The organism is Pararhizobium sp. (assembly GCF_035497515.1).
Classification (GTDB): Bacteria; Pseudomonadota; Alphaproteobacteria; order Rhizobiales; family Rhizobiaceae; genus Pararhizobium.
Window position 1 is genome coordinate 1 of record NZ_DATJDJ010000193.1, and the last position, 22,424, is coordinate 22,424.

The 22,424-nt window shown below is 61.0% G+C and carries 25 protein-coding genes and 2 pseudogenes; 14 read left to right on the forward strand and 13 right to left on the reverse strand.

Annotation, left to right across the window (positions count from 1 at the left end; translation table 11 throughout):
• Nucleotides 1–489: 489 nt before the first annotated feature.
• Nucleotides 490–711: a 50S ribosomal protein L31 gene (gene rpmE / locus VL202_RS20505; RefSeq protein ID WP_325465925.1), complete on the reverse strand. Its 222-nt coding sequence runs from the start codon at nt 709–711 to the stop codon at nt 490–492.
• 206 nt (nt 712–917) lie between these two features.
• Here rpmE and VL202_RS20510 point away from each other — a divergent pair, with 206 nt between their 5' ends.
• Both VL202_RS20510 and VL202_RS20515 read left to right on the forward strand, forming a co-directional pair.
• Entirely contained in the window at nt 918–2,723 is a 1,806-nt protein-coding gene (locus VL202_RS20510; RefSeq protein WP_325465926.1) for an ABC transporter transmembrane domain-containing protein, read from the forward strand.
• A 128-nt stretch (nt 2,724–2,851) separates the two neighbouring features.
• Nucleotides 2,852–3,841 (forward strand): tripartite tricarboxylate transporter substrate binding protein, encoded by a 990-nt coding sequence (locus tag VL202_RS20515; RefSeq protein ID WP_325465927.1) that lies wholly within the window; start codon nt 2,852–2,854, stop codon nt 3,839–3,841.
• A 144-nt stretch (nt 3,842–3,985) separates the two neighbouring features.
• On the opposite strand, the gene VL202_RS20520 is transcribed toward VL202_RS20515, so the two are convergent.
• The 7 genes from VL202_RS20520 to VL202_RS20550 form a co-directional block, all read right to left on the reverse strand.
• Nucleotides 3,986–5,629 carry an FAD-binding dehydrogenase gene (locus tag VL202_RS20520; protein WP_325465928.1) on the reverse strand — a complete coding sequence of 548 codons (1,644 nt, stop codon included), beginning with the start codon at nt 5,627–5,629 and terminating at the stop codon, nt 3,986–3,988.
• A 110-nt stretch (nt 5,630–5,739) separates the two neighbouring features.
• A complete protein-coding gene (locus tag VL202_RS20525) occupies nt 5,740–6,771 on the reverse strand; it encodes a peptidoglycan -binding protein (protein ID WP_325465929.1) in 1,032 nt (343 codons plus the stop codon).
• Nucleotides 6,772–6,774: 3 nt separating this feature from the next.
• Nucleotides 6,775–7,875 (reverse strand): MotA/TolQ/ExbB proton channel family protein, encoded by a 1,101-nt coding sequence (locus tag VL202_RS20530; RefSeq protein ID WP_325465930.1) that lies wholly within the window; start codon nt 7,873–7,875, stop codon nt 6,775–6,777.
• Between the two features lie 159 nt (nt 7,876–8,034).
• Nucleotides 8,035–8,835 carry an inositol monophosphatase family protein gene (locus tag VL202_RS20535; protein ID WP_325465931.1) on the reverse strand — a complete coding sequence of 267 codons (801 nt, stop codon included), beginning with the start codon at nt 8,833–8,835 and terminating at the stop codon, nt 8,035–8,037.
• A gap of 69 nt (nt 8,836–8,904) precedes the next feature.
• Nucleotides 8,905–9,468, reverse strand: a complete 564-nt coding sequence (gene efp / locus VL202_RS20540; RefSeq protein WP_325465932.1) for an elongation factor P — start codon at nt 9,466–9,468, stop codon at nt 8,905–8,907.
• A 106-nt stretch (nt 9,469–9,574) separates the two neighbouring features.
• Complete coding sequence (locus tag VL202_RS20545; protein ID WP_414692910.1) at nt 9,575–10,777, reverse strand: tetratricopeptide repeat protein; 1,203 nt, start codon at nt 10,775–10,777, stop codon at nt 9,575–9,577.
• An 8-nt stretch (nt 10,778–10,785) separates the two neighbouring features.
• On the reverse strand, nt 10,786–11,439 hold the full coding sequence (locus VL202_RS20550) for a thiamine phosphate synthase (protein WP_325465934.1): 654 nt from the start codon (nt 11,437–11,439) through the stop codon (nt 10,786–10,788).
• A gap of 106 nt (nt 11,440–11,545) precedes the next feature.
• Between VL202_RS20550 and VL202_RS20555 the strand changes: the two genes are divergently transcribed.
• Nucleotides 11,546–12,325 carry a sulfite exporter TauE/SafE family protein gene (locus tag VL202_RS20555; protein WP_325465935.1) on the forward strand — a complete coding sequence of 260 codons (780 nt, stop codon included), beginning with the start codon at nt 11,546–11,548 and terminating at the stop codon, nt 12,323–12,325.
• Between the two features lie 142 nt (nt 12,326–12,467).
• The gene (locus tag VL202_RS20560) at nt 12,468–12,728 is read left to right on the forward strand and encodes an ArsR/SmtB family transcription factor (protein ID WP_037099983.1); all 261 of its coding nucleotides are present in this window, start codon (nt 12,468–12,470) and stop codon (nt 12,726–12,728) included.
• A 192-nt stretch (nt 12,729–12,920) separates the two neighbouring features.
• Here the strand turns inward: VL202_RS20560 and VL202_RS20565 are convergent, their stop codons facing one another.
• A complete protein-coding gene (locus tag VL202_RS20565; RefSeq protein ID WP_325465945.1) occupies nt 12,921–13,094 on the reverse strand; it encodes a YdcH family protein in 174 nt (57 codons plus the stop codon).
• Nucleotides 13,095–13,335: 241 nt separating this feature from the next.
• Here VL202_RS20565 and VL202_RS20570 point away from each other — a divergent pair, with 241 nt between their 5' ends.
• The 6 genes from VL202_RS20570 to VL202_RS20595 all read left to right on the forward strand — a co-directional run bounded on the left by VL202_RS20570 (nt 13,336) and on the right by VL202_RS20595 (nt 17,420).
• Nucleotides 13,336–13,539, forward strand: a complete 204-nt coding sequence (locus VL202_RS20570) for a YdcH family protein (RefSeq protein ID WP_062584015.1) — start codon at nt 13,336–13,338, stop codon at nt 13,537–13,539.
• 102 nt (nt 13,540–13,641) lie between these two features.
• On the forward strand, nt 13,642–14,172 hold the full coding sequence (purE, locus tag VL202_RS20575) for a 5-(carboxyamino)imidazole ribonucleotide mutase (RefSeq protein WP_325465936.1): 531 nt from the start codon (nt 13,642–13,644) through the stop codon (nt 14,170–14,172).
• Nucleotides 14,169–15,218, forward strand: a complete 1,050-nt coding sequence (locus VL202_RS20580) for a 5-(carboxyamino)imidazole ribonucleotide synthase (protein ID WP_325465937.1) — start codon at nt 14,169–14,171, stop codon at nt 15,216–15,218. Before purE ends, VL202_RS20580 begins: the two co-directional genes overlap by 4 nt.
• 184 nt (nt 15,219–15,402) lie before the next feature.
• Nucleotides 15,403–15,528, forward strand: coding sequence for a type B 50S ribosomal protein L36 (gene ykgO / locus VL202_RS20585; protein ID WP_018327898.1), 126 nt, complete (start codon nt 15,403–15,405; stop codon nt 15,526–15,528).
• A gap of 160 nt (nt 15,529–15,688) precedes the next feature.
• Nucleotides 15,689–16,294 carry a hypothetical protein gene (locus VL202_RS20590; protein WP_414692911.1) on the forward strand — a complete coding sequence of 202 codons (606 nt, stop codon included), beginning with the start codon at nt 15,689–15,691 and terminating at the stop codon, nt 16,292–16,294.
• Between the two features lie 385 nt (nt 16,295–16,679).
• The gene (locus tag VL202_RS20595) at nt 16,680–17,420 is read left to right on the forward strand and encodes an alpha/beta fold hydrolase (protein ID WP_414692912.1); all 741 of its coding nucleotides are present in this window, start codon (nt 16,680–16,682) and stop codon (nt 17,418–17,420) included.
• A gap of 81 nt (nt 17,421–17,501) precedes the next feature.
• On the opposite strand, the gene pyk is transcribed toward VL202_RS20595, so the two are convergent.
• Complete coding sequence (pyk, locus tag VL202_RS20600; protein WP_325465939.1) at nt 17,502–18,941, reverse strand: pyruvate kinase; 1,440 nt, start codon at nt 18,939–18,941, stop codon at nt 17,502–17,504.
• Nucleotides 18,941–19,312, reverse strand: a pseudogene (locus VL202_RS20605) (DUF1036 domain-containing protein); the annotation flags it as partial. The gene pyk and the pseudogene VL202_RS20605, both read right to left, overlap by 1 nt.
• A 297-nt stretch (nt 19,313–19,609) precedes the next feature.
• On the opposite strand from VL202_RS20605, the gene VL202_RS20610 reads away from it, so the two are divergent.
• The 4 genes and pseudogenes from VL202_RS20610 to VL202_RS20625 all read left to right on the forward strand — a co-directional run bounded on the left by VL202_RS20610 (nt 19,610) and on the right by VL202_RS20625 (nt 21,373).
• The gene (locus VL202_RS20610) at nt 19,610–20,404 is read left to right on the forward strand and encodes an N-formylglutamate amidohydrolase (protein ID WP_325465940.1); all 795 of its coding nucleotides are present in this window, start codon (nt 19,610–19,612) and stop codon (nt 20,402–20,404) included.
• A gap of 23 nt (nt 20,405–20,427) precedes the next feature.
• On the forward strand, nt 20,428–20,733 hold the full coding sequence (locus VL202_RS20615) for a DUF1244 domain-containing protein (protein ID WP_325465941.1): 306 nt from the start codon (nt 20,428–20,430) through the stop codon (nt 20,731–20,733).
• A gap of 134 nt (nt 20,734–20,867) precedes the next feature.
• Nucleotides 20,868–21,002, forward strand: a pseudogene (locus VL202_RS20620) (GapR family DNA-binding domain-containing protein); the annotation flags it as partial.
• 110 nt (nt 21,003–21,112) lie between these two features.
• Entirely contained in the window at nt 21,113–21,373 is a 261-nt protein-coding gene (locus VL202_RS20625; RefSeq protein ID WP_325465942.1) for a DUF2312 domain-containing protein, read from the forward strand.
• Between the two features lie 93 nt (nt 21,374–21,466).
• Here the strand turns inward: VL202_RS20625 and VL202_RS20630 are convergent, their stop codons facing one another.
• The gene (locus VL202_RS20630; RefSeq protein ID WP_325465943.1) at nt 21,467–22,102 is read right to left on the reverse strand and encodes a hypothetical protein; all 636 of its coding nucleotides are present in this window, start codon (nt 22,100–22,102) and stop codon (nt 21,467–21,469) included.
• On the reverse strand, nt 22,099–22,424 hold a 326-nt coding region (locus tag VL202_RS20635; RefSeq protein WP_325465944.1), incomplete at its 5' end, for a hypothetical protein. The genes VL202_RS20630 and VL202_RS20635, both read right to left, overlap by 4 nt.

The following is a 22,424-nucleotide window of genomic DNA, read 5'->3' on the forward strand; positions in this document are numbered from 1 at the left end:
CAGCTCAACCTGCTGCAGACGGCGTTCGGCACCAACTGATCGCTGCGATACAGACTGATGCGAAAACCGGCCTATGGCCGGTTTTTTTATGCCGATGGCATCTTCTCGAATGAAGGCGAGGCCGGATCGATCTAGTCCCAGGCGTGACCGCCTATTCGATGGGTAACCGCGTGCTGCCTGTAAAGGCGTCGAAGCCTTGACGGCGCAGGCGGGCGGGCATGAGCACGCCTTCCTTCGGCGCTTCGAAGCCGCAGGCCTGAGGCCGGCCGCTGGCTGCTGGCAGAGCGGCTGTCTCGCGCCCGCAATCTTCTGGAAATCTCGCCCGCCTCCGTCGAGACCGTGGCCCTTCGCGATCATTTTCGCAAGCATCTCTCAACGCCCCCGCCTACAAGGAGGCGTTCGGTAGCGCTTCACGAGAATTTGCAGACGCCAATGCAAAAAGCCCGGGGAAACCGGGCTTTCCGAAAATCGAAGACAAGCAGCAGAAGCTTAGAGACCGAGGCCTTCGAAGCGCTTCTTGAACTTGGAAACACGGCCACCGCGGTCCAGCATCTGCTGGTTGCCGCCGGTCCATGCCGGGTGCGACGTCGGGTCGATTTCGAGGTTCATGGTCTGGCCTTCGGTACCCCAGGTCGAACGGGTCTCGTATGCCGTGCCGTCGGTCATGACGACTTTGATCATGTGGTAATCGGGATGGATATCAGCCTTCATAACAATCTTCCTGCAAGTTCCAGGGTCCAATTGTCGCAAGCCATTGCGGCAGGGGGACCGAACACGTAAATGAAGCCGCAGACCACTTGAGGGACCACGGCTTCCCAATTTGATGCCGTGCCTATACATGATGGTTGGTGGGATAACAAGTACCGCCGGAGAAGACTTATGCGAGATTCGCGGGCTTCTTCGGCACTGGAGGTCATGTGTCGAATGAGGTCGTTCAACAGGGGGCAAGAAAGTCCGTCCGCCCCCTGGCCAAACTGCTGCCGTATATCCGGCGCTACCGCAATCTCGTCATCGGCGCCGGCATATCGCTTGTCGCTGCCGCCGTGACGACGTTGACGCTGCCGATGGCCGTGCGGCGCATGATCGACCATGGCTTCTCGACCTCCGATTCCGGCTTCATCAACACCTATTTCTCGATGCTGATGATCCTGGCGATCATCCTGGCGCTTGCCAGCGCCGCCCGCTACTATTTCGTCATCACGCTCGGCGAGCGGATCGTCTCGGACCTGCGCCGCGACGTCTTCGATCACGTCACCCGGCTCTCCCCGTCCTTCTTCGATGTCAACCAGTCCGGCGAGATCGTCTCGCGACTGACTGCGGACACGACCCAGATCAAGTCCGCCGTCGGCGCGACCGCCTCGGTCGCGCTCCGCAACACGATCCTTTGTCTCGGTGCCATCGGCATGATGGTCTATACGAGCCCGAAGCTGTCGAGCCTCGTCATTGCCGCCATTCCGGTCATCGTCTTCCCGCTGGTTGGTTTTGGGCGTTCCGTGCGCCGCCGCTCGCGCGAGGCGCAGGATACGCTGGCAATGGCCTCCGCCTATGCTGGCGAGGCAATCGCAGCCTCGCGCACCGTCCAGGCCTTCAATGGCGAGGGGGCTGCACAGGCCCGCTATGGCAGCGCCGTCGAGAGCGCCTATGATGCGGCCCGCGCCGCCATCAGGGCCCGCTCTGTCCTGACCGCCTTTGCCATTACCATGATCTTCGGCAGCGTCGTTGCGGTTCTCTGGTTCGGTGCGCAGGACGTCCTGTCGGGTACGCTGTCGGCCGGCACGCTCGGCCAGTTCCTGCTCTACTCGGTCTTTGCAGCCGGCAGTCTTGGTGCGCTCTCGGAAGTCTGGGGCGAACTCGCACAGGCAGCGGGCGCCGCCGAACGCCTGAACGAACTGCTCGACGAGCAGCCGGAGATCGCCGCACCGCTTGATCCTGTTCCCATGCCCGAACCGGCAACCGGTGCGGTCACCTTCAGCGACGTGCATTTCGCCTATCCCTCCCGCCCGGATTACAAGAGCGTCAAGGGTCTAAGCTTCGTCGTCAAGCCGGGAGAAACCGTTGCCGTCGTTGGGCCGTCCGGCGCCGGCAAGAGCACGGTCTTTTCGCTTCTCCTGCGCTTCTACGATCCGGTCAAGGGCGCAGTCTCGCTCGATGGCGTCGATATCCGCAGTGTCGATCCCGAAGCCCTGCGCCGCCGCATCGCCATCGTCCCGCAGGATGTGACGATCTTTGCGGCATCGATCCATGACAACATCGCCTTCGGCCTGCCCGCCGCCTCCCGCGACATGGTGAAGGCAGCGGCGATCGCCGCACAGGCTGACGAATTCATTGCGAAGCTGGACCACGGCTATGACAGCCAGGTCGGCGAGCGCGGCATCACCCTGTCGGGCGGCCAGCGACAGCGCATCGCAATTGCCCGCGCCATCCTGAAAAATGCCCCGGTCCTGCTGCTCGACGAGGCGACATCGGCGCTCGACGCCGAAAGCGAGACGCTGGTCCAGAAGGCTCTGGACGGCCTGATGAAGGAGCGTACAACGCTGGTCATCGCCCATCGGCTGGCGACGGTGCTGAAGGCAGATCGCATCCTGGTCTTGGATCAGGGGAAAATCGTCGAGGAAGGCACGCATGCCTCGCTCGTCCGCCAGGGCGGCCTTTACGCCAAGCTCGCCCGCCTGCAGTTCGATCACGACACCCGCGAGGACAGCAACATCGTCTCGCTCGGCTGATCCTCAAACATCAGTTTAACGGTTAATCTCCCTCCCCCGGTTGCCGTCTGGGCAAGCCGCACTATTGTTCATCGCGGAAATGGTCTTCACGCCGTTTTCCGACAGCAGATCTTTGGGAGGAGAGTGGAATGGTATTGTCTGTTTTCAAGCGGCGGACCGCACTTGGGCTTGCGGTGGCGGCTGCCTCCGCGCTCGTTTTGGGCGGGGCGGCGCAGGCTGAAGGATTTCCGGATCGGCCGGTAACCTTGGTGGTCCCCTTTGCCGCCGGCGGTTCGACGGATGTGGTTGCGCGTATCATCGGGCAGAAGATGTCCGAGGATCTCGGTCAGCAGGTCGTGGTGGAAAATGTCGCCGGCGCTGGCGGCAATCTTGGCGCAGACCGCGTCGCGCGCGCCGAACCCGATGGCTACACGATCCTGATGGGAACGGTCGCGACACATGCGCTCAACCCGCTGATCCTCAAGGCCAAGCCTTACGATCCGGAAAAAGATTTTGCGCCGGTCTCGCTTCTCGTCGTCGTGCCGAATGTGCTCGTCGTCAATCCCGAACTACCGGTCAAGAACATCGCTGAACTGATCGCGCTGCTGAAAGGCGCCCCGGATCAATATTCCTATGCCTCATCGGGCAACGGCACGCCGCTGCATCTCTCCGGCGAACTGTTCAAGAGCATGGCCGGTGTCAGTATGCAGCATATCCCCTACAAGGGGTCCGGCCCGGCACTGAACGACGTCATCGGCAACCAGGTGCCGATCATGTTCGACAACCTTCCCTCTTCCTCCGGGCATATCAAGTCCGGCACGCTCAGGGCACTGGCCGTGACCACGAAGGAACGTGCGCCGTCCTTCCTGGATATCCCGACGATCACCGAGACCATTCCGGGTTACGAAACCTACACCTGGAACGCGCTTTTTGCACCGGCGGGAACGCCGAAGGAGGCAATCGACAGGCTGAACGCGTCCGCCAGGAAGGCGCTCGCCGATCCGGCCGTTGCTGAAAAGATGAAGGAATTCAGCGCCACCATCGTCGCCTCCTCCCCGGAAGAACTCGGCGCGCATGTGACCGCCGAACTCGCCAAATGGGCGCCGGTCGTCAAGGACGCCAAGGTCCAGCTGGATTGATCGCAGGGCTCTCCGCAACATTGGTCAACAACTGACGGGAGCCGGCTTGCTCCCTCTTCTCCCCGGCGGAGAGAAGAGGGAACTGCCGCTATTTCTTACGAATAAACCGTGAAGAGTTTGAGGCACATATCAGAAGCCGCCCCCCTACGCCCCAACCCTGCGCCCAACAACACGGCCGGAAAAAATACAGCCCCCGAGGAAGCTGCCTTCCAGCGCATTGTAGCCGTGCATGCCGCCACCGCCAAAGCCTGCGACCTCTCCGGCAGCATAGAGGCCCGGCACCGGCTCGCCCGACAGTTCCAGCACGCGACCGTCGAGATCCGTCTGCAGGCCACCGAGGGTCTTGCGGGTGAGGATATTGAGGCGCACGGCGATCAGCGGCCCCGCTTTCGGGTCCAACAGACGGTGCGGCTTTGCGGTCCGCATCAGCCGGTCGCCGAGATAATTGCGGGCGCCGCGAATGGCGGTAACCTGCGCGTCCTTGGAGAACGGATTGCCGATTTCGCGATCCCGCGCCTCGATCTTGCTCCGCAGATGGTCGACCGATAGACGCCCCTCGCCCGTCAGCGCGTTCATGCCCTCGACCAGATCCTCCAGCCGGTCACGAACGACGAAATCTTCGCCCTTGTCCATGAAGGCCTGCACCGGTCCCGGCGGATTCCTGCCCAACCGCTTGAGCAGCAGCGGGATGTCCTTGCCGGTCAGGTCGGGATTTTGCTCCGAGCCCGAAAGTGCAAATTCCTTCTTGATGATTGCCTTGGTCAGGATGAACCAGCTGTAATCCGCGCCGCTGCGGCCGATCGCCTCCAGTGTTCCCAGCGTATCGAATCCCGGCATGGCCGGAGCTGCAAACCGGTTGCCGTTGGCGTCGCACCAGAAGGAAGACGGTCCCGGCAGGATGCGGATGCCGTGGTTTGGCCAGATCGGATCAAAATTCTTCAGGCCTTCCGTGTAATGCCACATCCGGTCCTTGTTGATCACCGAGCCACGCGCATGCTCGGCGATCTCGATCATCCGCCCATCGACATGATGCGGCACGCCACTCACCATACGACCCGGCACAGGTCCAAGGCGACCGACCGGCCATTGCCGGCGCACCAGCTCATGGTTGCCGCCGATGCCGCCCGATGAGACGACCACGGCTCCGGCCTCGAACCAAAACTCGTCGACGGCTTCGCGCGAACTGCGCTGGCCGCGCGGGACACCATCATTTTTCAGCACGGATCCCCGCGCACCGGTCACCGCGCCATTGCTGACCATCAGTTCATCGACCTGGTGGCGAAAGCGAAACCGAATACGCCCCTTCGCCTCCGCCGCCCGTGCCCTTGCGATGAACGGCGCCAGAACACCCGGCCCGGTTCCCCAGGTGACGTGAAAGCGTGGCACCGAATTGCCGTGGCCATCGGCGAGACCACCGCCGCGCTCCGCCCAGCCAACGATCGGAAACCAGCGCATGCCCTGGGCGTGCAGCCAGCTGCGCTTTTCTCCTGCGGCAAAATCGAGATAGACCTCCGCCCAGCGGCGCGGCCAGAAATCCTCGGGCCGATCGAACTGCGCCGACCCCATCCAGTCCTGGCGCGCGAGATCGAGCGTGTCACGGATGCGCATGCGCCGCTGTTCGGGACTATCGACGAAAAACAGCCCGCCAAGCGACCAGAAGGCCTGCCCGCCGAGATTCTGCTCGCCCTCCTGATCGAGAACGATGACCCGCAGTCCCCGGTCGGCGGCCTCCACCGCCGCAACGAGACCGGCAAGGCCCGCTCCGATCACCAGCACATCGCAATCCATCGCATTCCTCCACCGCCATTTCCCGGCACCAGCTTACGAACACGTAAAGGTCAGGGCAACGGCGAAGTCAGCCGAATTCGGTTGATCCATCCAAATGCAAGGAGAGACTGTTATTTTTCCGTCAGCTTCAACTCGATGCGGCGGTTCTGCGAACGGGCCTCCGGACTGTCGCCTTCCGCGATCGGCTGATATTCACCGAAACCGGCAGCAACCAGACGATCCGCCGGAACACCCCTGGAGATCAGGAACTTGACCACCGAGGTGGAGCGGGCCGACGAAAGCTCCCAGTTATCGGCATAACGACCGGTGCCGGACAGTGGCACATTGTCGGTATGACCATCGACGCGCAGAACCCAGTTGATCTCGGCTGGAATTTCCTTGGCAAGGTCAAGAAGAGCAGCGGCGAGTTTCGCCATTTCCTCCTGGCCGGCCGGGTTCAGCTCGTTTCCACCGGAGGGAAACAGGACTTCCGACTGGAAGACGAAGCGATCGCCAACGATGCGGATATTCTCGCGGTCGGAGAGGATTTCGCGCAGCCGGCCGAAGAAGTCGGAGCGGTAGCGGTTCAGTTCCTGCACGCGCTGCGCCAGCGCGACGTTGAGACGACGCCCGAGATCGGAAATCTTCGTCTGCGATGCCTGGTCCTTGGCTTCCGAAGCCTGAAGCGCCCCTTCGATGGCGGCAATCTGGCTGCGCAGGGCGGCAATCTGCTGGTTCAGCAGATCGATCTGGCTCATCGCGCGGGCACTGGCCTGCTGTTCCGCATCCAGCTTTCCCGACAGATCACCGATCTGCTGGTTGGCGCTGTCCGAACTGCTGGCGCCCTGCTGAAGCAGCGCCTGCAGGCGCGAACGTTCATCTTCGGACGTCGCCAGCGATGCCTGCAGGTTCGCCAGCGAATCCTCGAGATCCTGCTTGCCGCCTTTTTCCAGCGCCAGAAGCTGCGTCAATTCGTTGATCTGGTTGTTCAACCGGTTCAGCACATCGTCCTTGCCGCTGATTTCACGGCTGAGAAGGAACTGCGCCAGCACGAAAACGCAGAGCAGGAACATGATGGACAGAAGCAACGTCGACAGCGCATCGACGAAGCCTGGCCAGTAATCGACCGTCCTCTGGCTGCGGCCCTTGCGCGCAAGTGCCATCGGTCATTCCCCCCCGGCGTCTTCGAAGCGGCCGAGTTTTGGCGGCGAACGATCCGGGTGCGCGGGTACCTTGTCGGCATGGCCGATGCGGGCAGAGAGCTTGTCAAGCGTCTTGCGCATCGATTTTGCCTCTTCCTGCTGCGCCTCGATCCAGTCGCGCAACATCTGCTGCTCGCCGCGCATGTTCTTCACCAGACCCTGGATGCCTTCGGCCAGGCTCGCCATCGCCGCAGTCGTGCGCTGGCTCATGCCGCCATCCTGATTGAGCCGCGACAGCTGTTCCGTCAGCAGGCGGAGCTCGTCGATGGGGCCGGCACCGGGCGTGGCGGAGGTTACCGCCAGGTCGGAGCTGACATCCGTGACAGATGACAGCCAGTTTTCCAGTTCGGTATAGAAGCGGTTCTGCGCGCGGCCGGCCTGCAGGTCGAGAAAGCCGAGGATCAGCGAGCCGGAAAGGCCAAAGAGCGATGTGGAGAAGGCCGTGCCCATGCCGGTCAGCGGCGCGGAGAGGCCGGTCTTCAAAGCCGAAAGAACATCCTGCGTGCTTCCCGTCCCGGCATCGAGCGACTGGATCACGGTATTGATCGATCCGATCGTGCCGAGCAGGCCCCAGAATGTGCCGAGAAGGCCGAGGAAGACCAGGAGGCCGATCAGATAGCGTGATGTATCGCGCGATTCGTCGAGGCGCGTGGCGATCGAATCGAGAATGGAACGGAGCGCGGTGGTAGAGATCGCCATCGAATGGCGCTGGCCGATCAGCGCCCGCATCGGCGCCAGAAGCACCGGGTCGCGGCCGACCTTCTCGGCGCTTCCAGCGGCGCGGAAGGAGTTGAACCAGCGCACTTCAGGCCGCAGGCCCAGCACATGATTGAAGACGAGGAGGATACCGATCAGCAACACGCCGAGGATAAGCCCGTTCAGGCCGGGATTGCTCATGAAGGCCGCATGCGCCTGACGGAACAGGATCGCGCCGACAAAGCCGACGATGATCAGGAAGAACACCATGGTCCAGAAGAAGACCATCGGGCTCGTCAGCTTGTTGGGATTATACCCCTCGTTCAACTCTCCGCCGGCATCCCATCCCGACAGTCCCAATTTCGCCATGAGGCTCACTTCTCCGGTTTTCCAGGGCCGCAACCCGTCCGCATGTGCGGGCGCGACGATGCTGGTCCGGAGACTAGAGGAACTTTGTGCCGAATTGAAGGGGAAACAACGGGCTGCGGCGACAGCACACAACAGCCGCCGTTTCAATCATTTCCGAACTTATTTGCCCGGAATTGGCCGGTGCAGAACGTCGTGCAGGGCCTTGCGGATATATTCGTTGCCCGTGACGATGGAGCCGTCCTCGATCGGCTTGTTGCCGCCGTCGATATCGGCGACCCAGCCACCGGCTTCGCGAATCAGAAGGATTCCCGCTGCCAAGTCCCACGGCATCAGGCCACGTTCCCAGAAACCGTCGAAGCGGCCGGCTGCGACATAGGCCAGATCGAGCGAGGCCGCGCCCATGCGCCGCACACCGGCGACTTCGCCCATGACGTGGCGCAGTTCGACCAGGTAGGTGCCATGATTGCCGGCGCCCAGATGCGGCGTGCCGGTGCCGATGACGGCATCCGAAAGGCTCTTGCGGGCTGCGACGCGCAGGCGACGGTCATTGAGGAAGGCGCCGCCGCCACGCTCGGCCGTATAAAGTTCGTCGGTGGCCGGATTGAGGATAACCGCAGCAACCACATCGCCCTGGCGCTCCAGCGCGATGGAGATGGCGAAATGCGGAATGCCGTGCAGGAAGTTGGTGGTGCCATCCAGCGGATCGACGATCCAGCGGTGCGCGCCATCGGTGCCGATGATCTCTTCGCTTTCCTCGCCGAGGAAACCATAGGTCGGACGGGCCTTCAGAAGCTCCTCGCGGACCAGTTTCTCGGCTTTGCGATCGGCCTGCGAGACGTAGTCGCCGGGGCCTTTCAGCGAAACCTGCAGGTTCTGCACTTCGCCGAAGTCGCGCGCCAGGGACTTGCCGGCCTTGAACGCGGCCTGAACCATGACATTGAGAAGAGCTGAGCGTGCCATCTGGGCTTCCTTCGAAACAGAAAACCGGCTGCGGGAACAGCCGGAGAATTTTAGACGTGCCGCTGCGGGTCAGTCCGCGCGGCGGAGATAGGCAATTTCATTGGTATCGACCAGAATACGCTCTCCGGTCTCGACGAACGGCGGAACCATGACACGTATGCCATTTTCCATGATCGCCGGCTTGTAGGACGACGCTGCCGTCTGGCCCCTCACCACCGGATCCGCCTGCGCGATCGTCAACACCACCTGATCCGGCAGCGAGATGCCGATCGGCTTCTCGTCATAGAGCTTCACCGTCACCATCATGCCGTCCTGCAGGAAGGTGGCGCGATCGCCGACGAAATCCTTCTGCAGTTCCAGTTGTTCATAGCTCTCATTGTCCATGAACACCAGCGCATCGCCCTGCTCGTAAAGAAACTGGAAGTCCTTGAGTTCAAGGCTGACGAGTTCGACGGTTTCCGACGAGCGGAAGCGCTCGTTCAGCTTGGTGCCATCGATCAGGTTCTTGAGTTCGACCTGATTGAAAGCGCCGCCCTTGCCGGGCTTGACCGTGTTGCATTTCACCGCGGCCCAGAGACCGCCATTGTGTTCCACCACGCTACCGGGGCGAATTTCATTGCCGTTGATTTTCATGGGGAGCAGACCCTACAGAATTCCGCGCGGCCTCATCGGCCAGTCAATCCGGCGCTTCAAGACCACAAAAACCCCGAAAGTTCAAGTCTTGCGACAAAAACAGGGTTTACGACGATCGGTATTTATTCGCAGCACTCAAGGCCGCTTTCTGCTGTTCGTCGGTCAGACCGAGATAGAAATCCTCGAGCGCAAGGTCCTTCAAACCCGCACGACGCGACAGGACATACCACTTGGCGGCCTCGACCGGATCGGGCCGGGTGCCGATGGCATTGACATAGAGATGCGACAGCTTGTTCTGGGCAACGACATTGCCGCCCCTGGCCGCACGCAGCATCCACTTGAAGCCCTCGTCCAGATTGCGCGCGCCGCCGATGCCGTCCACCATCCAGATCGCCAGATCGAGCTGGGCGGTATCGAAGCCGGCACGCGCCGCGCGTGTCAGCCAGTTGCGCGCCTCGGCACGCTTGTTCTCCTCGATCCCGTCGACATTCAGGTAGATCTGCGACAGCGCGTATTGTGCGTCGGCGATCCCCTGCGCGGCCGATTTTTCATAATAGGGCAAGGCGGCCTTGAGGCCCTTTTCGCCCGGCATGTCGGCGACCAGCAACTGGCCGTAGTTGAACTGGGCGGAAGAATTCCCAAGATCGGCGGCCTTCTTCATCAGCTCTTCCGACCGCTTCTTGTCGCGCGGAACGGCACGGCCTTCCATCAGCATCAGCGCGTATTTGAACATGGCGCCGGGATCGCCGGCATTGGCCGCCTGGCCGTACCAGAAGGCCGCATCCTTGGTGTTGCGGGCAACGCCCAGCCCTTGCGAGAAGATTTCGGCAACCAGCGTCTGCGCCGCCGCATCGCCGAGTTGCGCTCGCGGCAAGGCCAGTTCCATCGCCGTCAGGTAATATCCCCGTTGAAACGCGCCATAGGCATCGTCTGCCTTGCCGGCAAACGGCTTTTCCTGCGGCAACTCCGGCAAGGCCGCACCCATCCGCTCCAGCACGTTCACGCCGGTCGACGGCTCGAGGGCTTTCGCATCCGCTTCTTTCGCGTCCTCGGGCGATTGCAGCGCGGGGATCTCTCCCTCAGGCAAGGCCGCACCGTTGAAGGGCGTGATCCGGCCCCGCTTGGCGACGGCTCCGTCATCGGCCTCGCTCTGCAGCCCATCAGACACGCCGTCATTGACGACCGCAGCGGGATCATCAACGCCGGGCAGAGCATCCTGGGCAAAAGCGCCTGCAGCCACGCAAAAAGCGGTAGCACACAGCAGGAGCAGCGGAAATCGGCGCAGCAATGGAGAAGGTCGGATCAACATGAAATGTCTTAAGCTTCAAACCGTGGCGCTTTTTCGTCAAGAAGTGCATTGACGCTGGCAACGATCGCCGGTGCCTGTTCCGGCTCCGAAAAAACCGCCAGTCGCAGCGCCACGAATTCGGCGCCGCTGTCGGCAACCGTCAGCACCGAACCCGGATCGGTGCCACCCATAACGATGCAGGGAATTTCGATCATCGAGGCCCACCATTCGGCCAGCGCCACATTCTTCGGATGCGCTTCCGGCTTGATATCGCCGTCGATCTTGCCGAAGAAGACATAGTCCGGGCGGATTTCACCCATTTCCAAAGCGTGATGGCGATCCGTGGCATTGCCGCCGCCGACGATCAGCTTCGGGGAGAATTTCTCGACCGCTTCGGCCAGTCCCGCCGCATTGCCGGTGATATGCAGGCCATCCGCCTTGGCGCGTCCCGCGACGCGTGTGTCGCCGGCGATCAGGGCAGCCGCACCGGCGTCCTGGATGAGCGGCACCAAGGCTTCGGCATGCTTCTGGAATGCCTGGTCGTCCAGCCCGTATTGCGGGACGATGACCGACGCCACATCTCCACCGCGCAGCGCGCCACTCAGAATCTGCACGCGGCTCTCGATATCGGCGATATCCGGCACGATGAGGACCAGGCGGCAGCGATTGTCTTGATTGCTCATAATGTCTCTGTTTCCGATGAAATGCGCATCCGCGCGCACCATCCCTACTCGATTTCGATCCGCAAAAGCGATAGACCCTGCGGGCAAAAGGATCAACCGGTACCCTATGCTTCCCGATATTCAGTTCTATGCCATCGCCATCCCCGCAGTCCTGCTCGTCGGCTTCAGCAAGGGCGGCATGGGAGAAGCCCTTTCGATGATGGGCGTGCCGATCCTGTCACTGGTCGTGTCGCCGGTGCAGGCGGCGGCCCTGCTGCTGCCGATCCTGATCGCCATGGACCTCGTCGCGCTCTGGACCTGGCGCCACAATGGCGACCGCAAGACGCTGACCATCCTGCTTCCAGGCGCACTCGCAGGCATCGGCATCGGATGGGCGACCTCGGCCTACGTATCCCGCGACGTGTTGCGGCTGATCATCGGCCTGATCACCGTTCTGTTCGTGCTGCGCTATGCCTACAACACCTGGCGCCTGCGGCAGGGCATTGTCATCCCGGCCAAGCCGCACCGGACCCTGCCAGCGATCTTCTTCGGCTCTTTTGCCGGCTACGGCAGCTTCGTCGCCCATTCCGGCGGCCCGCCCTTCCAGATCTACGCTTTGCCGCTGAAACTGCCGCCGCGTGATTATACCGGAACGATGGTGCGCTTCTTCGCCATTCTGAACGCGGTCAAGCTCATCCCCTACTTCGCGCTCGGCCAACTCGACATGAGCAATCTGGCGACATCGGTGACGCTCTTTCCGCTGGCCATGCTGGCAACGATGGCCGGCGCCTGGGTCGTGCGGCGCATGCAGCCGCAGGTATTTTACCCGTTCATGTATACGATGGCGTTTCTGGCCGGGATGAAGCTCTGCTATGACGGCGTCGTCGCATTGGCAATCGCCCAGTAGGCTCGCTGCGGATTACCGGAAATCGCCTCTCTCAAGAATGCGCAATATTGCACGGCCCACTTGCATATCGCGCGGCGAAATTCTATTGTTGCAACGCACAATTCAGTTGCCCATCGTGTTGGATTCCCCTAACTTTTGCTCCATGTCACACGCTGATCCCTTCGATGCGATTTCGGACCCGAACCGGCGCTATCTGCTGGAGGAGTTGCGTCGCGCTCCCCGCACAGTGAACGAATTGGCGGAGGGCCTGCCCATCAGCCGGCCAGCCGTGTCGCAACATCTGAAAGCTTTGCTGGATTCGAATCTGGTCTCCGTTTCGGCAAGCGGCACGAAACGGATTTACGCCATCAACAAGCCGGGCTTCGACCGCGTCAATCTGTGGCTGGATCAGTTCTGGTCTTGAATGGTGTGGCCCATAGGGGGCCAGACACCGGGAAACTCATCACCTGCGGGCTCTGGCGAACATCATGTTCGCACCAAGCGAGCCTGCCTATCAACAACGCTGAAGCCGATTCTGGAATTGTCTTCCTTCGTCCGATCGTCAATTCATACGCTGGAACAAAAGTCTCCCGATGAATGAGATTGCTTTACCTAATCAGTGAGATGAAGAGCGAATCTTCTCGATTTCGTCCTTCAAGCGCAGCTTCCGACGCTTGATGTCGGCGATGTGTTGGTCATGGACAGACGGCTGCGTGAGAGCCGAATGGAGCTCCTGCTCCAGAACACCATGTTTTTTCTCAAGCGTTGCAAGATGAGCCTCAATGGTCATGTGGCAGTCCCTTCCTTTTGCTTGCACCCGGCGGTCAAATGCCGGATGTTCCACGTTGTAACGGAGGTAGTGTGCCACGCTATTTTTCATTTGTCGAAGGCGAAATCGTGGCCAATGGCAAATCCGGCTCACGAGATTTGGTATTGGGATAACTTCCCGTTACCAACAATTCCGTGCTAGAGCGACGACGATTTGATACGGGTGGCAGACAGACTTCTGCCGGCGCCGACGGGGAACATGCATGCCAGATCAGGATCAGGCCGAACTTAGACTGGGCGTAGCTCGACTGAGGCAGGAGCACGAAGATTATGACGTCGCGATCAATGCGATGATCCAGACAGGCTGCGATGCCCTGCGCATCCAGCGGATGAAGAAGAAGAAGCTGATTATCAAGGACAAGATCACAAAGATCGAAGACCAGATCATCCCCGATATCATCGCCTGATCCGGCCTTGCAGCGCCGCGCGTCAGGTACGACGCGCAAAGGTCGCTGTAACACTTTAAATAATCTGCATCGTTCCTCAAATCGCTTCCGATTTGAGGAACGATGCAAGTAGCCAGAATACGGAACGAAGACGTGACGAAAGCAGCCACTCCGCCCGTCGCCATCATCATGGGAAGCCAGTCCGACTGGGAAACCATGAAGAATGCCGCCGATATGCTCGACACGCTCGACATCCCTTATGAAGCGCGCATCGTTTCGGCGCACCGGACCGTGGACCGGCTGATCAATTTTGCGAGAGGCGCTCGCGACGAGGGCTTCAAGATCATCATCGCCGGCGCCGGCGGGGCTGCCCACCTGCCCGGCATGACGGCCGCGATGACGCCGCTGCCGGTATTCGGCGTTCCTGTCCAGTCGAAGGCACTGTCCGGCCAGGACAGCCTGCTGTCGATCGTGCAGATGCCCGCGGGCATTCCCGTCGGAACACTGGCAATCGGCCGTGCCGGTGCTGTCAACGCGGCCCTCCTTGCCGCTGCGGTTTTAGCCTTGAGCGACCCTGACCTTGCCGACCGGCTCGACGACTGGCGCGACCAGCAGAGTGCATCCGTCGCCGAATATCCGGTGGACATGGCATGAGGACGATCGGCATCATCGGCGGCGGTCAGCTCGGCCGCATGCTCGCCATGGCGGCGGCGCGCCTCAATTTCCGCACCATCATCCTGGAGCCGCAGGTCGATTGCCCGGCGGCGCAGGTCGCCAACGGCCAGATCGTTGCTGCCTACGACGACGAAGCCGCGTTGCGAGAGCTTGCGGATGCCTGCGATGTCATCACCTACGAATTCGAGAACGTGCCGGTTGGCGCGGCAGAACTGCTCGCCCGCACGCGCCCTGTCTGTCCGCCGGCCAAGGCGCTCCAGGTCTCGCAGGACCGTGTCACCGAGAAACAGTTCCTCAATGGCTGCGGCATCGAGACTGCGCGTTTTCACGCCATCGACAGCCAGGAACAGCTTGAACAGGCACTTGCCGACTTCTCCGGCCAAGGCGTGCTGAAGACCCGCCGCCTCGGCTATGATGGCAAGGGGCAGCGCGTCTTCAAGAGCGGTGCCGACGATCCGGCCGGTGCTTACGCGGCGCTTGGAAGCGTCCCCCTGATTCTGGAGAGCTTTGTTCCCTTCGAACGGGAAATGTCCATCATTGCCGCGCGCGGCAATGATGGCACGATCGCCTGCTACGACCCGGCGGAAAATATTCACCGCCAGGGCATCCTCCATACATCGACCGTGCCAGCTTCCGTGAACGAGGCGACGACCGAGGTCGCGCGACGCGCCGCCACGGCCATCCTGGCGGCGCTCGGCTATGTCGGTGTCATCGGCGTCGAGTTCTTCGTCCTTGCCGACGGCAAATTGGTTTGCAACGAAATCGCTCCGCGCGTCCACAACTCCGGTCATTGGACGGAAGCCGCCTGCGCCGTCTCGCAGTTCGAGCAGCATATTCGCGCCATCACCGGCCTGCCGCTTTCGGATGGTGCGCGCCACTCCGATTGCGTCATGCGGAATCTGATCGGCGACGACATCGATGACGTGCCGTCCTGGCTCGCCAAGCCCAACACGCTTGTCCATCTTTACGGCAAGACGGAAGCGCGTCCCGGGCGCAAGATGGGGCATGTCACCTGGCTGAAATGAGGCTTTAACCCACAGAAAAGCCGCAAGCCCCTGCGAAAACCGGCTCTCTGTGGTTGACACTTTTACGATGCCGGGTTATTTGCCTGCCACCCTAAGAGCGCGCTCGACCTTGACGGTCTGCAAGCGCGCTTTTGATTGTTAAAGACTGGCGAAGTTAGATTCGCCAAAACTGCGGATCAGAAAAATGAAGATCAAAAATTCGCTCAAGTCGCTGAAGGCCCGTCACCGCGAAAACCGTCTGGTTCGCCGCAAGGGTCGTATCTACATCATCAACAAGCTGAACCCTCGCTTCAAGGCCCGTCAGGGCTGATCCATCCGCAAGCCGGAAAGCCCGCTTTCCGCAGATGCGTTAATGGATTGAGCGTGTTGTGATGCCATTTCTCTGGGAGAAAATGCGCGCGCAGCGGTTCATGATATTGATGTCTCAAATTTGATTTGATCTTCGGCCATGGCGGACTACCTTATCTGCCATGGCTAAACTCATGTCATCATCTTTGATTCTTGCCTCCCTTCTGGCAGCCTTCCTCATCGGCAGCCCTGCCCTTCATGCGGCAGATGCGTCGCAGGCCTCCGCAACATCGGAACTGACGACGCCCAAACACCGGCTCGATACGCTTTTTGACGAATTGAAGCGGGAGCGGGAGCCGGACAAGGCGCGTGAGATTTCCGAGCGAATCCGTATCGAATGGCAGGATTCCGGCAGCGCTTCCGTCAATCTCCTGATGCAATGGGCAGCAAAGGCGATGGTATCGAACCGCCAGGCAACGGCGCTCGACATGCTCGATCAGGTCATCGCCCTTTCCCCGCACTATGTCGAAGGCTGGAACCAGCGCGCCACGCTGCACTACCAGATGGGCAACTATCGAAAGTCCATGTCCGACATCAACCGCGTGTTGGCGATCGAGCCCCGCCATTTCGGGGCACTCGCCGGCATGGCGGCGATCCTGACAGCCGCCGGCAAGGACGAACTGGCGCTGCGGGCCTGGGAACAATTCCTCGATATCTACCCGGCCGATCGCAAGGCGCAGGAACAGCTTGGCGACCTTGAGGAAAAACTTGCCGGCAATCGCACGTAATCTGCCCACGGTGCGAAACCACGCCCCTCTCCCCAACGTATCAGCATGGTACCATCCCATCCGACCGGTTGCGCATGCCTGCAATGCGCGAGAGATTGAGTGATCTATTTCGCCTCCAGGAAAATCATGCTGTTTATCGCGTCCGTCTTTCTCGCAGCACTCGCCACAGGATTTGGCTTCAGCGCCTATCAGGCGTCCGCCTTTGAAAAGAACAATCCGAACCAGGGCGAACGGATCGACGTCGGCGGCTACCGGATGAACAGCGTCTACGTGCCGCGTCCGGCAACGGCGGACCTGCCGACCCTCGTCTTCATCCACGGCGCCAGCGCCAACCTGCGCGACCCCATGGGCGCCTTTCGCACCAAGCTGGAGGGGACACGCCGACATGCTGTTCCTCGATCGCCCCGGCCTCGGCTTTTCCGATCGCGGCGGTCCGCAGAACGCCTATCCGGACGGACAGGCAGATGCAATTGCGGCCCTGATGAAGAAGCGCGGGATCAAGAAGGCGATCATCGTCTCCCACTCCTTCGGCGGTGCCATCGCCGCCAGTTTCGCACTGAACCACAAGGATATGGTCGAGGGCCTCGTGTTCCTGTCCCCCGCCACCCATCCCTGGCCGGGCGGCATCGAATGGTATTACTCGGTCGCCAGGACGCCGGTGCTTGGCTGGCTGTTTTCGACGCTGGTGGCGCCGCCCGCCGGTCTTGCCGCCATCGACAAGGCGACCAGGGCGGTCTTCGCGCCCAATCCCCGGCCGGACGATTATATCGAGAAAACGGCCGCCTATCTCGCGATCCGGCCGCGCGCCTTCCGCAACAATGCCATCGATATCGCCAACCTGCTGGAATATGTGAAGCGTGTCTCGCCGCGATACCGGGAGATCAGGGCGCCGACCGTGATCATCACCGGCGATGCCGACAATGTCGTCTATCCGCAAATCCATTCCCGCCAATTGCATGAGGCCATCGCCGGATCGACGCTGCTCACCATCCACAATCTCGGGCACAAGCCGGATTACATCGTCACCGACCTGGCCATCTCCGCCATCGAGAGCGTCGCCGGCAGGAAACGCAACCTGAAAAAGCTGGCCGTTGAAGCCGAAGCGCGGATAGTCGTCGTCAAGTAGCGGCTTCGAGCGTCTGACGTGCTTGCAGCAAAAAACCGCCGGAGCGATCCGGCGGCTTTTTCTGTTTCCGTATGATCGGGCTCAGACGCCGCTGAGGCCGTCGGAACCGATATAGGCGATGCGCAGCATGTTGGTAGCGCCGGGCGTTCCCAGCGGCACGCCGGCCGAGATGATCACCCGGTCGCCAGGCTTGCCAAAACCTTCGCTCGCAACGATGCGGCAGGCGCGGTTGACCATGTCGTCAAGGTCGGTCGCATCGCCGGTAACGACGCAGTGCAGGCCCCAGACAACCGAAAGACGACGTGCCGTCTGGATGACTGGCGACAGGGCAATGACCGGCACCTGCGGACGCTCGCGCGCCGTACGCAGGCCGGTATTGCCCGACGACGTGTAACAGACGATGGCCGACAGCTTCAGCGTTTCGGCGATCTGGTGGGCCGCGAGCGAAATGGCATCGGCGCCGGTCGCTTCCGGCGGCGTGCGCTGGGCGTAGATGATGCCCGGATAGTGCGGATCGGTTTCGATCTTGCTGGCAATCGACGCCATCGTAGCCACCGATTCGACCGGGTAGTCACCGGAGGCCGATTCGGCCGAGAGCATGATCGCATCGGCGCCTTCGAACACGGCGGTCGCGACGTCGGAGACTTCGGCGCGGGTCGGAACCGGCGCGGAGATCATCGATTCCAGCATCTGCGTTGCGACGACGACCGGCTTGCCGGCACGGCGGGCAGCACGGATCAGTTGCTTCTGCAGGCCCGGAACGGCTTCCAGCGGCATTTCGACGCCAAGGTCGCCACGGGCAACCATCAGCGCGTCGGAAAGCTCGATGATTTCGTCGATCCGTTCGATCGCCTGCGGCTTTTCGATCTTCGACATCAGGCCGACGCGGCCGCGCGAAATCTTGCGGACTTCGGACAGGTCTTCCGGGCGTTGGATGAACGACAGGGCGACCCAGTCGACATCCTCGGTCTCGAGCACCGCGTCGAGGTCGGCGCGGTCCTTCTCGGTAAGCGCGCCGACGCCGAGCAGCGTATCGGGCAGGCTGACGCCCTTGCGATCGGATATCTTGGTGCCGGACACCACGGTGCAGGCGATGGACTTGCCGTCACATTTTTCAGCACGCAGATGCAGTTTGCCATCGTCGATCAACAGGCGATGGCCCGGCTTGACGGATTCAAGGATTTCCGGATGCGGCAGGTAAACGCGCTTGGCGTCGCCGAGCGCCTCGTTACTGTCGAGCGTGAAGGTCTGGCCGGGAACCAGATCGACCTTGCCCTCGGCAAATTTTCCGACGCGCAGCTTCGGCCCCTGCAGGTCGGCGAGAATGCCGATCGGACGGCCGCAACGCTGCTCGACATTGCGGATGCGCTTGATCAAAGTGCGCATCATGTCGTGGCTGGCATGGCTCATGTTGATCCGGAAGAGATCAGCACCTGCTTCATGCAGCTTCTGGATCATCTCTTCTTCGTTCGACGCCGGGCCAAGCGTGGCGAGGATTTTGACTTTTCTATTCCGCTTCATCAGTTGTGGCTTTCTTGAGTCCCGGGGGTATCGGACAACTGAACCATCCAGCTTCCCTGACGCCCCGTGTCGTATTCCTTGAATCCCACACGCTGGAAACCGCGCGCGAAACAATCCTGCACGCCGGTGATCTTGAACTCGTTTTCAGCGAGGCACATGTTGACCCCGCCGGTCCAGCGGCCACCGCGGGCCGCATCCTCAGCGTAGAGATAATAGTAGCGTGATTGCAGTTCGCCCTCGATCAGGGTCGCGCACGTGGTCGCGGGAACCTGCCACCACCCCTCCGTGATCCAGCCTTCCTTGGCCCTATAGCCGATGGCCACGCCGACGAGGTTCTGCGTGCCATTGCACACACGAAACTCCGCATGGGCCTCGCTGGTCACCAGAGCCGGCGAAAATACCGTCAGACCGGCAAGGATGATGGCGCCGAGCGCCCAATTCCGCACATTCAGTCTGGAAAAAGGATATCTGGACACGGTTTCCAATGGGTCTCCATTGTGATTTGTCGTGGCACTTTCTTGCGACGGTAGGCTTTGAAAGTCAACGCGACTCTAATCGATTACATCCGGCTTTTTGTTGACCGAAACAGGACAAATCGAGCGGTGCCTTGCGATTGCAACCCCATCATGCCATCAAATTCCGTCAAGGATAAAACGAGTTGATACTGTATGCCGCAAACATCAGCGTTCGAAATCATCAATGGCAACAAGACGGCAGGACTGGTGCTTTTGGCCGATCACGCAACCAACAGGTTGCCGCCGGAATATGGCCGCCTCGGGCTGCCGGACAGTGCTTTCGAGCGGCACATCGCCTATGATATCGGCGTCGAGGCACTCACACGCGGGCTTTCGGCACGGCTTGGCGTTCCCGCCGTCATGAGCTGCTTTTCGCGGCTGCTGATCGACCCGAACCGGGGCGAGGACGATCCGACGTTGATCATGAAGATTTCCGACGGCGCCATCATTCCCGGCAACCATCCGATCACGCCGGAAGAATGGCAGGCCCGCCTCGATCGCTTTCACCGACCCTATCATCGTGCCGTATCGCAGACGCTCGCCGAGGTCAGTGCTGCAAGCGGCAAGGCGCCGCTGGTCATCTCGCTGCATTCCTATACGCCCGCCTGGAAAGGCGTCGCTCGCCCCTGGCACGCCGCCGTTCTGTGGGACAGCGACCCGCGCGCCGTGCATCCGCTGATCAGGGAACTGGAAGCCTCTGGTGACATCATCGTCGGCAACAACGAGCCCTATGACGGCGCGCTACGCGGTGATACGATGTTTCGCCATTGCATGGAGACCGGCATCGCGCACGCGCTGATCGAGGTGCGGCAGGATCTGATCGGTGACGATGCCGGCGTAACCGAATGGAATGATCGCCTCGGGCCGATCCTCGAAAGATTGAACGCCCGTCCTGAAATGCACGAGATCAGGCGTTATCCCTCCCGCACCGGACCATACGTATTTTGACAGCATCAGAGAAGAGACCGACGATGAGCGACCTGACGCCACAGCAACAGCTTGAATTCGAGGCAGCCGCCTTCCGCCGGCTGGCCGCCCACCTGCGCGAGCGTAGCGATGTCCAGAACATCGACCTGATGAACCTTGCCGGCTTCTGCCGCAACTGCCTGTCCAACTGGTACCGCGACGCGGCCAATGCGGCCGGCGTGCCGCTCGACAAGGAAGCTTCGCGCGAAATCGTCTACGGCATGCCCTATGAGGAATGGCGCGCACTCCACCAGCGCGAGGCGACCGGCGAGCAGCAGGCCGCTTTCGAAGTGAACAGGCCGAAGGAATAGGCCTGTCCGGCCCCACCGGCTGCGAAATCGACGTCAAGTTGCGCAATGTCACTTGACCTTGGCCGCGCTTCACGGCAGGTCACACCCTCACAAATTCAGTCCCACCCCATTCAGTCCCCAACAAGGAGAAGACCATGTCGGATGCCCATGGCGTCGCCCGCGACCAGCTTCGCTCTTTCATCGAGCGGATCGAGCGGCTGGAAGAAGAAAAGAAGACCATCGCCGACGACATCAAGGATGTGTACGGCGAAGCGAAGGGAACCGGCTTCTAAACCCCCTGAATTTCTATGTTATTGATGTCAAATCAATATGTTAAATACAACATACTTGGCGTCGGCAATATGTGCAAACCCCCGCGGCAGCAGAGAAGGAATATGAGATGGATGAAGTCGCAACGACAGGTACCGTGAACGTCGCCGCCGAGGAACTGCGCCAGTTCATCGAGCGGATCGAGCGTCTCGAAGAGGAAAAAGCTGCGATCGCAGACGACATCAAAGACGTGATGGGCGAGGCCAAAGGCCGGGGCTATGACACGAAGGCGATCCGGACCATCATCCGGTTGAGGAAAAAAGACGCCAACGAGCGGCTGGAAGAGGAATCGATCCTCCAAACCTACATGTCCGCGCTCGGAATGGAGTAATCCCGGCGGCTCCCAGTTCGACGGCCGGTTCGCCTTTTCATGAAACGGCCGCCGACGGCACGAGAACGTCTGCGACGGCGACCGCGCGCGCCGTCAAGACTGCGTTGGCGCTATCGTGGTGGCAGGCTTCAAGGGCGCGCGCGCCCGCACGACCGGAATGTATAGGTCCTGTAAATGCTGCTGCAGCCGGTTGGGCAAATCTTCGACCAACGCGTCGGCGGCGCGCTGCTTCGCCCTCGCAGGCGACATTAGATCGAAAAGCCTTATCGTCTCCTCTCCCTTTGGAGTGATGCCAGCGATCAGGATTGCCCTTCGCCCACCGATCGAATAGTCGATGTGCGCTTTTGGCTGGTCGAAATACGGATGGACGATCTTGAAGCGGCAGCGCCGGTACTTGCGATGCCGGGAGGATATCGGATCGTACGCCTTCTTTCGATCGGTGTTGCAGGCATAACAGGCAAGGACGAGATTGTCCGGCCTGAACGTCCACATCGGATAGGTCGTCTTTGGTGCGATATGATCTCTGGCTGGAAGTTCTTCGTAAAGATACGACATGCAGTAGGCGCACCTTTGCCGCTGCTCGGCCTTTAGAAAAGTGGTCACGGCGTCCTTAAAGCGCCCGATCGGACCACCCGTTCTTTCCCAAAGTTTCGACTTCTTCACGTCAGGATGTCGCGATAGACGACGGACGACCTCCCAGTCGTAGGCCGGAATTTTGAATCTGATCATTGCAGCTTCTGTCGATATTTCTTGATTTCGTCCACGACTGCCTGGAGGGGCGCGTCGCCGCTAAAATCTAGCTTTGACGCCTTTTCGAGAAAAGCGTCGAGAACCTCAAGGTCGTCGCCGCCAACCTGCACGTGTTCGAGCGCCGCAGCCAAATCCTTATAGAAAAGGGTGCTCGACGCCGACGGGATCCCAAGAACCTGATAGAGGACGGCCTCGGAACCCCATCCTTCGAAACGGGCGTCCACCGCGTCGAGCACGACTCCTTCGGCATCGTTCGTAACCATCACCACGCTCGAATAGCCGGTCGGAAGATTTGAAATGA

Excerpts from the sequence above, each read along its gene's own strand:
- efp (WP_325465932.1), bottom strand. The coding sequence starts at position 9,468 with ATGAAAATCAACGGCAATGAAATTCGCCCCGGTAGCGTGGTGGAACAC.
- VL202_RS20610 (WP_325465940.1), top strand. The coding sequence starts at position 19,610 with ATGCCGCAAACATCAGCGTTCGAAATCATCAATGGCAACAAGACGGCA.
- VL202_RS20570 (WP_062584015.1), top strand. The coding sequence starts at position 13,336 with ATGCCAGATCAGGATCAGGCCGAACTTAGACTGGGCGTAGCTCGACTG.
- VL202_RS20545 (WP_414692910.1), bottom strand. The coding sequence starts at position 10,777 with ATGTTGATCCGACCTTCTCCATTGCTGCGCCGATTTCCGCTGCTCCTG.
- VL202_RS20560 (WP_037099983.1), top strand. The coding sequence starts at position 12,468 with ATGTCACACGCTGATCCCTTCGATGCGATTTCGGACCCGAACCGGCGC.
- VL202_RS20520 (WP_325465928.1), bottom strand. The coding sequence starts at position 5,629 with ATGGATTGCGATGTGCTGGTGATCGGAGCGGGCCTTGCCGGTCTCGTT.
- VL202_RS20565 (WP_325465945.1), bottom strand. The coding sequence starts at position 13,094 with ATGACCATTGAGGCTCATCTTGCAACGCTTGAGAAAAAACATGGTGTT.
- VL202_RS20515 (WP_325465927.1), top strand. The coding sequence starts at position 2,852 with ATGGTATTGTCTGTTTTCAAGCGGCGGACCGCACTTGGGCTTGCGGTG.
- VL202_RS20550 (WP_325465934.1), bottom strand. The coding sequence starts at position 11,439 with ATGAGCAATCAAGACAATCGCTGCCGCCTGGTCCTCATCGTGCCGGAT.
- VL202_RS20625 (WP_325465942.1), top strand. The coding sequence starts at position 21,113 with ATGGATGAAGTCGCAACGACAGGTACCGTGAACGTCGCCGCCGAGGAA.
- VL202_RS20535 (WP_325465931.1), bottom strand. The coding sequence starts at position 8,835 with ATGGCACGCTCAGCTCTTCTCAATGTCATGGTTCAGGCCGCGTTCAAG.
- VL202_RS20590 (WP_414692911.1), top strand. The coding sequence starts at position 15,689 with ATGGCTAAACTCATGTCATCATCTTTGATTCTTGCCTCCCTTCTGGCA.
- VL202_RS20555 (WP_325465935.1), top strand. The coding sequence starts at position 11,546 with ATGCTTCCCGATATTCAGTTCTATGCCATCGCCATCCCCGCAGTCCTG.
- VL202_RS20595 (WP_414692912.1), top strand. The coding sequence starts at position 16,680 with ATGCTGTTCCTCGATCGCCCCGGCCTCGGCTTTTCCGATCGCGGCGGT.
- pyk (WP_325465939.1), bottom strand. The coding sequence starts at position 18,941 with ATGAAGCGGAATAGAAAAGTCAAAATCCTCGCCACGCTTGGCCCGGCG.
- VL202_RS20630 (WP_325465943.1), bottom strand. The coding sequence starts at position 22,102 with ATGATCAGATTCAAAATTCCGGCCTACGACTGGGAGGTCGTCCGTCGT.
- rpmE (WP_325465925.1), bottom strand. The coding sequence starts at position 711 with ATGAAGGCTGATATCCATCCCGATTACCACATGATCAAAGTCGTCATG.
- ykgO (WP_018327898.1), top strand. The coding sequence starts at position 15,403 with ATGAAGATCAAAAATTCGCTCAAGTCGCTGAAGGCCCGTCACCGCGAA.
- VL202_RS20525 (WP_325465929.1), bottom strand. The coding sequence starts at position 6,771 with ATGGCACTTGCGCGCAAGGGCCGCAGCCAGAGGACGGTCGATTACTGG.
- VL202_RS20580 (WP_325465937.1), top strand. The coding sequence starts at position 14,169 with ATGAGGACGATCGGCATCATCGGCGGCGGTCAGCTCGGCCGCATGCTC.
- purE (WP_325465936.1), top strand. The coding sequence starts at position 13,642 with ATGCAAGTAGCCAGAATACGGAACGAAGACGTGACGAAAGCAGCCACT.
- VL202_RS20530 (WP_325465930.1), bottom strand. The coding sequence starts at position 7,875 with ATGGCGAAATTGGGACTGTCGGGATGGGATGCCGGCGGAGAGTTGAAC.
- VL202_RS20615 (WP_325465941.1), top strand. The coding sequence starts at position 20,428 with ATGAGCGACCTGACGCCACAGCAACAGCTTGAATTCGAGGCAGCCGCC.